This window comes from Sodalis sp. RH22 (genome assembly GCF_047324165.1).
In the GTDB taxonomy this organism is placed as follows: Bacteria; Pseudomonadota; Gammaproteobacteria; order Enterobacterales; family Enterobacteriaceae; genus Acerihabitans.
This window is the reverse complement of sequence record NZ_CP178731.1, coordinates 3930688-3943441: the sequence shown is the minus strand read 5'-3', so window position 1 is coordinate 3943441 and position 12754 is coordinate 3930688. Positions and strand designations below refer to the sequence as shown.

General features: G+C 57.8%; 14 protein-coding genes. 9 read left to right on the top strand and 5 right to left on the bottom strand.

Annotated elements, in window-relative coordinates; translation table 11 throughout:
• The first annotated feature begins 212 nt into the window (after nt 1–212).
• From ACL2XN_RS17925 to ACL2XN_RS17905, 5 genes are all read left to right on the top strand, one after another.
• Complete coding sequence (locus ACL2XN_RS17925) at nt 213–731, top strand: sigma-70 family RNA polymerase sigma factor (RefSeq protein WP_410012894.1); 519 nt, start codon at nt 213–215, stop codon at nt 729–731.
• Between the two features lie 18 nt (nt 732–749).
• Nucleotides 750–1709 carry a FecR family protein gene (locus ACL2XN_RS17920; protein WP_410016677.1) on the top strand — a complete coding sequence of 320 codons (960 nt, stop codon included), beginning with the start codon at nt 750–752 and terminating at the stop codon, nt 1707–1709.
• 135 nt (nt 1710–1844) lie between these two features.
• Nucleotides 1845–2696 (top strand): TonB family protein, encoded by an 852-nt coding sequence (locus ACL2XN_RS17915; protein WP_413723557.1) that lies wholly within the window; start codon nt 1845–1847, stop codon nt 2694–2696.
• Between the two features lie 59 nt (nt 2697–2755).
• Nucleotides 2756–3511 carry a MotA/TolQ/ExbB proton channel family protein gene (locus tag ACL2XN_RS17910; protein WP_413721739.1) on the top strand — a complete coding sequence of 252 codons (756 nt, stop codon included), beginning with the start codon at nt 2756–2758 and terminating at the stop codon, nt 3509–3511.
• Between the two features lie 21 nt (nt 3512–3532).
• Nucleotides 3533–3958 (top strand): ExbD/TolR family protein, encoded by a 426-nt coding sequence (locus tag ACL2XN_RS17905; RefSeq protein WP_413729188.1) that lies wholly within the window; start codon nt 3533–3535, stop codon nt 3956–3958.
• Nucleotides 3959–3969: 11 nt separating this feature from the next.
• On the opposite strand, the gene ACL2XN_RS17900 is transcribed toward ACL2XN_RS17905, so the two are convergent.
• A complete protein-coding gene (locus ACL2XN_RS17900) occupies nt 3970–4761 on the bottom strand; it encodes an AraC family transcriptional regulator (protein ID WP_413729187.1) in 792 nt (263 codons plus the stop codon).
• Nucleotides 4762–4942: 181 nt separating this feature from the next.
• On the opposite strand from ACL2XN_RS17900, the gene ACL2XN_RS17895 reads away from it, so the two are divergent.
• The gene (locus ACL2XN_RS17895) at nt 4943–5731 is read left to right on the top strand and encodes a sulfite exporter TauE/SafE family protein (protein WP_413721741.1); all 789 of its coding nucleotides are present in this window, start codon (nt 4943–4945) and stop codon (nt 5729–5731) included.
• Between the two features lie 15 nt (nt 5732–5746).
• Here ACL2XN_RS17895 and ACL2XN_RS17890 read toward each other — a convergent pair whose 3' ends face one another.
• Together ACL2XN_RS17890 and ACL2XN_RS17885 are read right to left on the bottom strand one after the other, a co-directional pair.
• Nucleotides 5747–6466: an ABC transporter ATP-binding protein gene (locus tag ACL2XN_RS17890; RefSeq protein ID WP_410012888.1), complete on the bottom strand. Its 720-nt coding sequence runs from the start codon at nt 6464–6466 to the stop codon at nt 5747–5749.
• Between the two features lie 31 nt (nt 6467–6497).
• Nucleotides 6498–7277 carry an ABC transporter permease gene (locus ACL2XN_RS17885; RefSeq protein WP_410012887.1) on the bottom strand — a complete coding sequence of 260 codons (780 nt, stop codon included), beginning with the start codon at nt 7275–7277 and terminating at the stop codon, nt 6498–6500.
• 277 nt (nt 7278–7554) lie between these two features.
• On the opposite strand from ACL2XN_RS17885, the gene ACL2XN_RS17880 reads away from it, so the two are divergent.
• Genes ACL2XN_RS17880 through ACL2XN_RS17870 form a run of 3 tightly spaced genes read left to right on the top strand, consistent with a single transcriptional unit; the run spans nt 7555 to nt 10549 of the window.
• Nucleotides 7555–8502 (top strand): glycosyltransferase family 2 protein, encoded by a 948-nt coding sequence (locus ACL2XN_RS17880; protein ID WP_413729186.1) that lies wholly within the window; start codon nt 7555–7557, stop codon nt 8500–8502.
• A 4-nt stretch (nt 8503–8506) separates the two neighbouring features.
• Nucleotides 8507–9565, top strand: a complete 1059-nt coding sequence (gene rfbB, locus ACL2XN_RS17875; protein ID WP_413721743.1) for a dTDP-glucose 4,6-dehydratase — start codon at nt 8507–8509, stop codon at nt 9563–9565.
• Nucleotides 9566–9610: 45 nt separating this feature from the next.
• Nucleotides 9611–10549, top strand: a complete 939-nt coding sequence (locus ACL2XN_RS17870; protein ID WP_413729185.1) for a glycosyltransferase family 2 protein — start codon at nt 9611–9613, stop codon at nt 10547–10549.
• Between the two features lie 48 nt (nt 10550–10597).
• Here ACL2XN_RS17870 and ACL2XN_RS17865 read toward each other — a convergent pair whose 3' ends face one another.
• Nucleotides 10598–11878, bottom strand: coding sequence for a glycosyltransferase (locus tag ACL2XN_RS17865; RefSeq protein WP_413729184.1), 1281 nt, complete (start codon nt 11876–11878; stop codon nt 10598–10600).
• 6 nt (nt 11879–11884) lie between these two features.
• Complete coding sequence (locus tag ACL2XN_RS17860; protein ID WP_410012882.1) at nt 11885–12751, bottom strand: SDR family oxidoreductase; 867 nt, start codon at nt 12749–12751, stop codon at nt 11885–11887.
• Nucleotides 12752–12754: the final 3 nt, after the last annotated feature.

Below are 12754 nucleotides of genomic sequence, written 5' to 3'. Positions count from 1 at the left end.
ATAAAAAAATATACTTATACTCTATGGATATAACCTAGATGTAAAAATTATTGGCTCGCTTATTGCTGGCCAGGCTTGAATGCTCATTCCACTCCCCCCGCGCTGACACGCAACGCAGGAAAGAGCGGCAAAACTGAGGATTGGCCGTAACGGTCCTTATTTGAAAGCCTGAGAAAGGTATTTACGTTAGATTTAGCAAGACGGACAAGACGATGCCTGGCGAATTTACCAACCGTTCAGATGTATTAACGTTTATTTTTCGCAGTGATTACCGTTGGCTCACTGACAAATTAAGACGGCGTATCAGCCATGGCACCGGCGCGGAGGATATTGCGTCCGAGGCGTTTGTACGGCTGGCGGCAATTCCTGAACTGCTCAATATCCGCGAGCCGCGGGCCATGCTCACCACGCTCGCCCAGCGGGTGTTGTATGAAAACTGGCGGCGCCGCGACCTGGAGCAGGCCTATCTGAAAGCGTTAGCGGGCAACCCGCAGCTCTGTCATCCTTCGCCGGAAGAACAGGAACTGGTAATTGAGTCTTTACTGGCCATTGACCGGGCGCTGGACGGTTTATCCATTAATGCCCGCAAGGCGTTCTTGTTTAATCAGCTTGACGGCATGACCTATGCGGAAATAGCACAAGAGCTGGGCGTCTCCACCAGTATGGTGCGCAAGTATGTGGCGAAAGCGCTCACCAGCTGTTATCTGATAACCGCTGGCCAACATGAATAACCGGTTGAACAACGCATGATAAAATTAACCCAGCATCCCGACGCCGCCGCCCAGCACGCCATTGAATGGATGGTGCTGCTGCGTTCCGGCGAAGCCACGGAGGAGGATTTCAGGGAATATGAACGCTGGCGTTATGCCGATGCCAGCCATGACGCTGCCTGCGCCAAAATTGAAACCACCCTGGGTAAAATCCAGTTCCTGACGCACGCCATGCCGCCGGAAAACGTGCGCCAGACTCTGCTGGCGCCTTCCAGCCGGCGTAAATTCCTGCAAAACGCGCTGGGCGTGGCCGCTATTGCCATGGTCGGCGGGACGGTGGTAAACCAAAAATACCCTTTGCCCTATCTGTTGACCGATGTGCATACCGACACCGGCCAACGGCGGCGTATTGAGCTCGATGACGGCAGCACCCTGGATTTGAACGCCCGCACGGCGCTGAATATTTCCCTCAGCGAGACCGTGCGCAGCGTTGAGTTACGCACCGGCGGCATTATTGCCCGCGTGGTGGGCGACGGCAATCGCCCGTTTAGCGTCAATACCGCCATGGGACAAATCCTGGCCGGGGAGGGACTTTTTCACGTACGCCAGGAATCCGGGGGTATTCATCTGGCGGTGCTGGAGTCGGTGGTAAAGGTGACGAACCGGCGCGGCGGCAGCCAACAAGTCGGGGCCGGCCACGGCCTGTGGTTTAATCAGCATACGTTGATGCCGGTGGGCATTTCCCCTTACGCGGAAATAGCCTGGACCCAGGGCAGGCTGGAAGTGAGGGATACGCCGTTAAGCTCGGTGATCGCTGCGCTGAAAAATTACAGCCCGGCGGTTATCCGCCTGGATCCGGCGATAGCCAATCTGCGCGTCAGCGGCAACTTCCCGCTGGACGATGTACCCTATGCGCTCGACGCCTTGGCTCAGACCATGCCGATTGCCATTACCCGCACCACCGGCTATTGGATCCGCATCACCGCGGCCGACGCATGATTTTTTTCAATTCTGCGCTTTTTTTTGCCAACGCCGGTGTCACTTTTTATTCCTCGTTGCACATAGAAAATAAGTCTTCCAGAGATTGCTGGTAATACATATTTGCGGGCAGTCAGGATTTATCACGAGGTAGGGGTGAAAGCACAGCACCGGATGTTGAAAGATAAAATCGAAGTGCCTGCACTGACGGCGACGGCGACGCTGTTGTCCGCGCTCGCCTCGGCGCCGAAAAAAAATCATCAGCCTAAATTAACCATTGCCGCCGTGGTGCTGGCGCATTTGGCGCTGATTGCCGTGGCGATTACCCATACCACGCAATATCGACCGCTGGACATCATCAATCCCGCCGAGCAGACCAGCGTCGAGGTGACCATGGTCGAAGCGCCGCAGCCCGAGGCGCCGCCGGTGCCCCAGGTTACTGAAACGCCGCCGGTGCTGACCGCGGATAACGGCGAACGCGACGTGGCGCAAACCGAGGCGGCTCCGGTTGTGGCTGCGCCGGAAATCAAGCCGGAAACACCGCCGCCGCCAAAACCGCAGCTCAAGCCGAAACCCAAAATCATCGTAAAACCCAAGCCTGAGCCGGTGATATCTCGTTCGCAAGCACAGGCAAAACCTTCACCGCTACAAAATGCCAAGGTCGCCGACCAGGCGGCCCTGCCGGCGACCTCTCAGGGTGAAATGCTGAAAAGCGTGCCCAATGCCGTGCCGAAGACGGTTTCCACCGTCGGCTGCCAGGTACCGGCGCCAGACTATCCGCGCAAGGCAAAACGGCTGCAGGAGGAAGGCGAGGTACTGATCCGGCTGGTGATCAACGCCAACGGCACCCTGGGCCGCAGCGACGTTGCGCGCAGCAGCGGTTATGACGACCTGGATCAGGCGGCAATGGCGGCAGTATCCCGGATACGCTGCAACCCCTATGTGGAAAACGGCCAGGCGATCGCTGTTATGACGGTGCAGCCCATTACGTTTAAATTAACCCGCTAGCTCTCACGGGCGGCGCATGAATATTACCGATAGCCTTTTTTGATAATCGAGGTAGCAAAATGAATGAGTTTGGCATTGAGCACGTTTGGCAGCAGGGCGACATAATCACCCGCGCGGTGGCCCTGGTGCTGCTGGTCATGTCCGTAATGTCCTGGTCGGTGATTGTGATTAAATGCATCCAGGGAGCGGGACTGCGTAAAATCGCCCAGCGCACTAAAAACCGGTTTTGGAGCGAAAAGAATTTACCGTCCGCCATTGATTCATTGGGCGACGGCGGCAACAATCCGTTTCGCGAACTGGCGATCGCCGGCCATGCCGCGATGTCTCACCAATACAATGTAGAGACCAGTATCAGTAATAATCTGGATATTAGCGACTGGCTGGCGCGCGGCCTGAAAAACAGTATCGACGACAGCAGCGCGCGTCTGCAAGCGGGCCTTGGCATCCTTGCCTCCATCGGCAGCACCGCGCCGTTTGTCGGGCTATTAGGTACCGTCTGGGGCATCTATCATGCGCTGCAGTCCATCAGCCTGGCGGATCAGCCGGATCTGGCCCACGTCGCCGGCCCGGTGGGCGAAGCGTTGATCATGACGGCGTTCGGCCTGTTCGTCGCTATTCCGGCGGTGCTGGGATTCAACACCATCAGCCGGCGCAACCGCGGCCTGCAGCATGCCATCGCCCGCTTCGCCCACGATCTGCATGCCTACTATCTCACCGGCTCGCGTATTACCACCGGCGATGTCACCGAACTGCGGGCCGGCGACGCCACGGCCGGTAATCGTGTCCAGCCGTTTCGCGCCGGTCAGTCGATGTAAAGGCAAGTGAGAGGAGTAAAAATGAGCATATCCGGTAATTCACAATTCGAGATAGACGAAGAGCCCCTGGTCAACGATATTAATATGACGCCGTTTATCGATGTCATGCTGGTGCTACTGATTGTATTTATGATCACCCTGCCGGTGATCAATCACTCGGTAAAGGTAAATCTGCCCAAAGCCAATGCCAGCGTGGTGGATAAAGACGTTAAATCCGTTGATATCTCGGTCATGGCCGACGGCAGTATCGCCTGGGATAAGCAGGCGGTGGATGACGCCACCTTTAAAATCCGGCTGGAAGAGACGGCAAAACTGCCGCAACTTCCCCACCTGCGCATTTACGCCGATAAAGCGTCGGAATATGGCCGCGTCTCATTTATCATGACCAGCGCACAGAGCGTCGGTCTGACCAAGTTTGATTTTATCGTCGATAAACACGGTGCCTGAGCTCGCCGCCGTCAGCTTTGCGCCAACCCCATCCGCTGCGGGAAGTAGATCGACGGCGCATGACCCAGTTCGCGTCTGAACATGGTGGCGAACGCGGCGCTGCTTTCGTAACCGAGATCGAAGGCGATGGCGGTGACCGGTTCGCCGTCGGCGAGCCGGGCCAGCGCCAGTACGACACATGCCCTGCGGCGCCATTGCGCGCAAGCCATGCCGGTTTGCTGGCGGAAAAAACGCCTGAAGGTGCTGATGCTCATAAAAAACCGCGCCGCCCATTCTTCCGGCGGCTGGTGTATGGTCGGGTGTTCGAGGAACTGCCGGCACAGCGCCAGCAGGCGCGCATCCTCCGGCAAGGGAATATCAAACGGTACGCCGGGCATTAGCGCCAGCTCATGCAGCAACAGGTTAATCAACTGTCCGTCGCGCCCCGCCGGATCATACAGCGGCGTTACGGCCACCGCCTCGATAAGCAGCTGGCGCAGCAAGGGGGATACCGTGACGATACGGCAACGGTCTATGGCAAACAGCGGCCGGACCGATTCCGGTTCGATATACAGGCTGCGGGTGGAAACCCCCTCGAAACGTACGCTGTGCTCCATCTCCGGCGGCACCCAGACCGCATGCTGCGGGGGCACGATCCAACTGCCGGTACGGGTGCGGACATGCATCACGCCCGACGCGCCGTACAGCAGCTGCGCGCGCCGGTGCCGGTGGGCGGGCAGGGAAAACCCCCGCGGATAATCAGTGCCGATGGCGACGACCGGACGCGCCACATGATCGACATCATTTATGGCAATATTGTACATTCACCGCCCGGCATGACGTGAAATGACCGAATCTCGATGATAGTTGATTGGTAATATCAAGTAAACGCCGCCACGGACGCCTATTATCCCCCTGCCCCGTATAAACCCGCCCGGAATAACCCCAAGCCTTGCTTATTCACCGCCAGGGCTATCAGGCATCATTAACCGCAGGAAATAGGATATGAACGAAATCATCATCATACTCGCCGCCGGCTTGCTCACCGGTATTACCACCATTATGTTCGGCTTCGGCGGCGGTTTTGTGGTGGTGCCCTTCGTTTATCATCTGGTATCGGCCACGCCCGGGCTATCTCATGAGGCCATGCATATCGCGGTCGCCACCTCGACGGCGGTGATGGTGGTGAATTCAGGTTATGCCACTATCATGCAATGGCGCGCGGGGGGCCTGCTAAAAGAAACCGTATTGCCGATGATCTATTTTATTGCCGCGGGTGCGCTGGGCGGCGCGCTATTATCCTTAATATTAACGGATCGGATCATCCGGGTATTGTTTATTCTCTATATGCTGCTGACCCTAATGGATTGTGTTTTTCGCCGCGGTTTTCTCGACCGTCCGGCGGAAAAACGCTTGTCAGGCACCGTCTCGGCGGGAGCGGGTCTCGCCATCGGCGCCGTTGCCGCCATGCTGGGGGTGGGCGGCAGCGTTATGACGGTGCCTTTACTGCGCCGGCACGGCTACGCGATGAAGCATTGCGTCAGCGCCGCCAATCCTTTATCCCTGCCGGTGGCGCTGGCGGGTTCGGCGATATACGCCGTTGCGGCGTGGGGCCGCGACCGGGGCCTGGATTATATCGGTTTTATCAATCTCAAGATCCTGGGTTTGCTGATTATCGCGGGTTTTAGCGGCATCTGGCTGGCGAAAAAGTGTATCCCGCCGGTAAACGACGCGCTACATGCCGGCATATACGTCGGTTTACTGGCGGCGGTGCTGCTGGCCATCGCGCTCTAGGATGCGCGGCGACCGTCAGAGCGCCTGGATATCCTCCTCATGGATTGCGCCGTGCTCCAGGCGGAAAAGGCGATTGCACAACCGTTTGACCAATCCCAGGTCATGGGAGGCAAAAACAAAAATATCGGTCCCGGCAATCCAGTCCTGCATGCGCGTCTCGGCCTTATGCCGAAAAGCGGCGTCGCCCGTGCCGAACATTTCGTCAATCAGCAGGATATCGGGCCGCACCGAGGTGGCCACGGCAAACATCAGCCGCATGGTCATCCCCGATGAATAGGTGCGCACCGGCAGGGCCAGAAAGTTGCCCAGTTCGCTAAAATCCTCGATATCCGCCACGGCGGCCCTGGCCTGTGCCCGGGAATGCCCCATCAACAGCAGCATGCGCATGATATTTTCATAACCGGACAATTCGGGGTCCATGCCTGCGCCCAGCTCGAACACCGTCGCCACCGACCCCGTGCGCGTCACCACGCCGGCGGTAGCGCTGTAAATGCCGGCCATGGTTCGCAGCAGGGTGCTCTTGCCTGCGCCGTTATGTCCAATCAACCCCACGGCATCGCCGCTCTGCAAGCGAAAACTCACCCGATCCAGCGCGGTCACCGTGACGATGGCGCCGGCGCCCTTGCCGATGCGGCCGCCGGTGCCGATCCTGACCAGCTGATTACGCAGGGATTGCGCATGGGCGTTGTAAATCGGATACGCGACCGTGACATTATCAAAGACAAGAGAAGCCATAAGAAGAGTTCCACCCCAAAGAACCGCGCGGTTAAATCCAAAATGCCAGACGCGGAGCGCGGCGGTTAAACAGTATCAGCGTCGCCGTCCAGCCCAGCACGGCCATGGCCCCCGCCGTCAGGTAGACAAAGGCCCCCGGCGCCGCGCCGAAAAGAGGTTCACGCACCAGGGCGATAAAATAGGTAAAAGGATTCATCCAGATAATCGCCTGGTTCACGCCGGCATGGCCCGCCTTATAGATAACCGGCGTCAGGAAAAAGACTATCGGCATCAGCGACTGCACGATTTGCTCCACGTCGCGGAACCGGGCGCCGATTAACCCCAGCAGCACCGACATCCACAGCAGGTTAACCAGCACCAGCGCCAGGCCGGGCAGGCAGAGCAACGTGACCCATCCCGCCGGCTGGGGATAGACCAGCAGCACCAGGACCAGCACTATCAGGTTATGCAGCAGCGTAATGGACTGGCGCGCCATCAGCTGGATGGGATGGATAAAAAAAGGCAATTGCAGGTTGCGGATAATCTGCGCCTGGCGCACAAACACCGAGGTGCTTTCCGTCACGCAGCCTGAGATGAATTGCCATAACAGCAATCCCACGGTCAGCGAAGGGATAAGCTGGCTGCGCTCCTGGTTGAGCAGCTGGCTCCAGACCAGGCCCAGGCCGACCACGCCGATGGCCGCGCCAAGCGTGAGCCACAGCGGCCCCAGCATGCTGCGCTTATACCGCGCTTTGGTGTCGCTGTAGGCCAAATGGCCGATCAGCGGCAGGTGGCGCAGGCTGTTAAGCAAGTCGTTAAAAGCAAAGTCCATTGCGGCGGCTCATCCTAAAGCGCGGTGGTAGAAAGGATAAAAATTCACGTCCGGCATTGCCCGGACCCGGGGGCGTCATCAGGTCCCGCCTCCGTGGCACCCAGTGTAGTGATTTACCGGCACGCCACCAATTGCTACAGCCGCAATATCTTTTTCACCCGGGTAAACACTCTATTCCCTGCGCCGGCGACCATTCCTGTACTAGCATTTCCGCAATGGATGCCTGCCTCATCGCCGTATCGAGGCCATTATTTGCCGGAGAGGGAGAGGGACTCGTTTGGATACCTTGCAGCCGCAGAACGCCGACAGGAATAAGGTCGCAATAGTGATGGGCACCTACAACGCCCAGGAATTTCTTGCTATGCAATTGGAATCCATTGCTCGGCAAACCTGCAATGATTGGTCGTTATGGATTTCCGACGACGGCTCGCAGGACGCAAGCCTGGCGATAATTTCCACCTTCGCGCAACGCTGCGGCGCGCGCAGGCTTACCCTGCTGGCGGGTCCGCGCCAGGGCTTCGCCGGCAATTTCCTGTCGCTGATATGTAACCCGGCAATCAAGGCGGATTATTATGCTTACGCCGATCAGGACGATATCTGGGAGCCGGATAAACTGGCGCGGGCGCTGGCTATTCTCGCGCCCAAAGGACAGACGGAACCTGCCATGTACTGCTCCAGAACCCGGCTGGTGGATGAATGCAACCGTGAAATCGGTTTTTCGCCGTTATTTCGCAAGCCGCCGAGTTTTGCCAACGCGCTGACGCAAAGCCTGGGCGGCGGCAATACCATGATATTTAACCACGCGGCGCGCGGCCTGCTGCTGGAAGCCGGGCGGGTCAATATTGTCTCCCATGACTGGTGGACCTATCTGCTGGTCACCGGCTGCGGCGGCTGCGTGATTTATGACGACTATCCGTCGGTACGCTATCGCCAGCATGCCAATAATCTGGTGGGCACCAATAAAGGCGTTAACAACAAAATACGCCGCCTCAAGATGTTATGGCGCGGCGAATTTCGCCAGTGGGTCGATCGCAACATCATGGCGCTGCTGCTGGCCAAAAATCAATTGAAGCGGGAAAACATCGGGCTGCTGCATACCTTTATCCGCGGCCGTGATGTGCCCTTGTTCGCCAGGTTGAAAGTGTTAAGGCAGACCGGCATCTATCGTCAGACTCTATTGGGAAACATAGGGTTATTTTTCGCCGTGATTTTCAGGAAGATTTGAGGCTATGAGTATATTGGTAACGGGCGGGGCGGGATTTATCGGCGCGAACTTTGTCCTGGATTGGTTGGCGCAGCACGACGAACGGGTAATCAACCTCGACAAGCTGACCTATGCCGGCAACCGGCAAAACCTGGCGGGACTGGCCGACGATCCGCGCTATATCTTTATCCGTGGCGATATTGGCGATCGCGATGTGGTCGACAGTCTGCTGAAAATCTATCAGCCCCGGTGCGTGGTCCATTTTGCCGCCGAAAGCCACGTCGATCGCTCCATTCTCAACCCCGGCGAGTTTATCCAGACCAATGTGGTCGGCACCTTCAATTTACTCGACAGCGTGCGGTTATACCTGGACTGCGCCGATAGCGCCGTCAGGACCGGTTTTCGTTTTATTCACGTGTCCACCGACGAAGTCTACGGCACCCTGGACGCCGGCGCGCCGGCCTTTCGTGAAACCGATAACTATCTGCCCAATAGCCCCTATTCCGCGAGCAAGGCGGCAAGCGATCTTTTGGTGCGGGCCTATTGCCATACCTACGGCCTGCCGGCGATTACCACCCATTGTTCGAACAACTATGGCCCGTATCATTTTCCGGAAAAGCTGATCCCGCTGGTAATCCACCAGGCGCTGGCCGGCAACCCCCTGCCGGTCTACGGCGACGGACGGCAAATCAGGGACTGGCTATACGTGAAGGATCACTGCGCGGCCATTCGCTGCGTCCTGGCCTCCGGCCGGGTGGGGGAAACCTATAACATCGGCGGATGGAACGAGCATAGCAATATCGATGTAATAACTAAAATCTGCTTCCTGCTTGATACGCTGCGGCCGAGGGCGGACGGCAAGCCTTACGCCGGGCAAATCCGCTTTATCAAAGACCGGCCGGGGCACGATCGCCGTTATGCCATCGACGCCACGAAGATCGAGGCCGAACTGGGCTGGCGGCCGGCGGAAACCTTCGAGACCGGCATCCGCAAGACCGTACAATGGTATCTGGACCATCAGGACTGGGTCGGCAACGTCGTCAACGGCGCGTATACCCGCTGGGTGGAGAAACAGTATTTATGATGTTGCCCCTGATGTCCGTGGATACGCGTCGGGACGTATAGAAAAATGGCTTCGCCTTGTGTTGGCGCGGTAATCGTCACCTATCATCCCGACCCGGACGTGCTGTCCGAACTGCTCGCCGCCGTCGGCGGGCAGGTACAGGAAGTGGTGATCGTCGATAACGGATCCGCCGCCGCATGCGTAGCGGGCCTGCTGGCATTCGCCCACGGCTCGCCGCGCCGGCATATCCTGCCCCAGCCCGGCAATCTCGGCATCGCCGCCGCCCAGAACCGTGGCATCAGGCGGGCGCTGGACCTGCATTGCACCCATGTGTTGCTGCTGGATCACGACAGTATCCCGGCCTTAGATATGGTGGCGCAGCTGTTGCTGCTGGAAACCCGGCTCTTAGCCGACAATATCCAGGTCGGCGCGGTCGGTCCGACCCAAGTGGACAGACGCACCGCCACCCGTTCAGGCTTCGTGCGCAAACAAAGCCTGTTTATTCGCCGCCGCTATCCCCGCCGCGGGGGCTACGCGGAAACAGATTTCCTTATCTCCTCCGGCATGCTGATCCGCGCCACGGCGCTGCGGGAGATTGGCCTGATGAACAGCGGCTTTTTTATCGATCACGTCGATACCGAATGGTGCTTTCGCGCCGCTCACCGCGGCTACCGCCTGTTTGGCGCGCAGCAGGCGGTTTTGCGCCATACGTTAGGCCACGGGGTAGTCAAAATCTGGTGCGGCCGCTGGCGCGAGGTGCCGCAACATAACCCGCTGAGAAATTATTATCTCTTCCGCAATACCCTTGTTATGGTACGCCGCACGCCGATGAGCATGTCCTGGCGTCTCGCCCATCTTTATCGCCTGGCGCTGTTCCTGGTCTTCTTCCTGCTTGCCGGCAAGCGTCGGGCGCGGCGCCTGCGCATGATGCTGCGCGGCATCCGGGACGGCGTAATGGGGGTGGAGGGCATGATTGACCGCGGCAAGATTACGCCGGGCGAATAGGCCCGGCGCGGTTGTCCCGCGCCAAGCCGGGTGGGAAAACAGGCTCTGTCATCCGCTATTAGCCGCGACGTACTCATAGATGTCCGTCATCTGCCCTTCCCAGTCCAGCGGCGCCATGGCGGCCAAACCGCCGTCCGCCAGGGTTTGCCGCAGCATGCGATCGTGATAGAGCGCGGTAAACGCCTCCAGCATGGCCTGCGGGGTGGGATCCGCCAGCCAGGCGTTGACGCCGTGGCGGCAAAACCACTCCACCTGCGGTCCATTATTGGAAATAACCGGCACGCCGCAGGCCATTAACTCCACCGGCAGGTACGACAGATTAGTACCGGAGAACGCCATGCCCAGATCGCAGGTGCGATACAGATCCCCGGTGTCTTTAAGGGTCATATTGCCCAGCAGGGTGGCCGGGAACGGCGGGCGGGCTTTTAAGTCCAGGCCGGCAATCACGATGTCGACATCAGGGAAATGGCGGGCGATTTTCTTCAGCGACGCCATACCCAAATCGAAGCAGCGGCGCTCCGTAGACGGCCGGCCGTAAAAGAACAGCCTAGATACCGTCTTGCGCACCCTCGGTTCGCCCGCCGCCGGATAAAAGATGTTGCGATCGGCGGCAAACACATAGTTCCGCGCGCGGCCGCCATGGGACTCGTAACATTGCTTAAGCCAGCCCCCGCCGGTAATACCGGTAAAACCAAAACCATAGGTGGCGTTGGCCTGCATGGACGCCGTGCCATAGGCATAAAACAGGCTTTCATAATCCTGCATAAAATAGAATTTCTGGCGCGCGAAAGGAAATGCCCGCACCTGGTATGCGGATTGCCAGGTGGTGGCGATAGCGCCGGCGCACGCGGGAAGCAGGGCGGGATCGGTAATCACTTCCAATAAACAGCCTGGCAAGGCTTGCATTAGCTCGTCCTGCAATTGCGCCGGGGAAGAGTGCCGTTCATTGTTATAAATAAATATAATATTCCGGGTATCATATTTAGCAAAATGGTTGGCAAAACGAAATAAGGTATAATGGCCCCCGCCCCAGACATTAGACCAATCCGGGACAAACCAGATAAAGGCCGGCCGTTCCTCTTTACTGCGGGCGGCAACCGGCGCGCCGCCATAGGCGGTCCAGGGGATATAATCCAGCACGGCGTTAGCGGAAACGACAGGGTCCACCGTCGCCATTTCCGGCCACACCGTATTCGTGCCGGCATTGACTTTTTGATGCAATAAAACAAAAAAGCGGGGACAGAGCTTGAATAACGAAAATATCAGCGCGTTGCCATAGCCAAATTCACGGGCATAGTGAAAAAAATAGTGCATTTTACTTTTTATCATGCCGTTTCATCCCTGAAATGAGGCAACATAGCTTGCCAGATCATCCTTCCAATAACCCGGTGCGCACGCAGTATCCAACGACGGAAGATAAATGGATTGGATGCCCTCGGAAAAGGGACGCGGCGCGGACAAAGGGAATCGGGACGACTCCACCGGCACGATATCGCCCTGGAACTTTAATATATCGCCGATGGCGCGCGCGATATCAAAACGACTGATGGTACCGTGGCTGGCAAAATGAAAGGTTCCCGTCTGGCGATGGGCCATCGCATTCATAATAAAAGCGCTCAACTGACCGGCGGAGGTAATACTGCCCAGACGATCGCTGACCGCTTTAAGTTCGGTAGCGCCTTCCTTGATTTGCCGGACAATCTTGCCGACAAATTTATGATCCTTCCCCGGACCGCCACCTATCATCCAGCCGGCGCGCAATATCAGGTGATTATCCGGACAGTTGGACCTGACCGCCTCTTCGCCGTTAAGTTTCGAGCGTCCGTAATAATTGGTCGGCAGGGGGATATCCAGTTCGTTATAGCTTATCTTGCCCTCGGCGCCAAAAACGTTCGACGAGGAAATATATAACATCCAGGCACCGCAGGCCTGGGCCGCCCTGGCGATTTGTTCCGTTGCCAGGTGATTGCAGATGCCGGCCCGCGCCGGTTCGCGCTCACAGAGATCCACATCGGTTTCGGCGGCAAAATGCAGGACCACATCCGGCGCGATCTCTTTTACGTAGTCATAGATGGCCTTGTGATTGGCTAAATCGAAATGGCGGCGATCGGCAACGATAATCTCGTAGCCGCGATCGTTAAGCGTGACGGTGACATAGCTACCGAGCATGCCGGTACCGCCGGTAAGGAATATTTTTTCCATAAC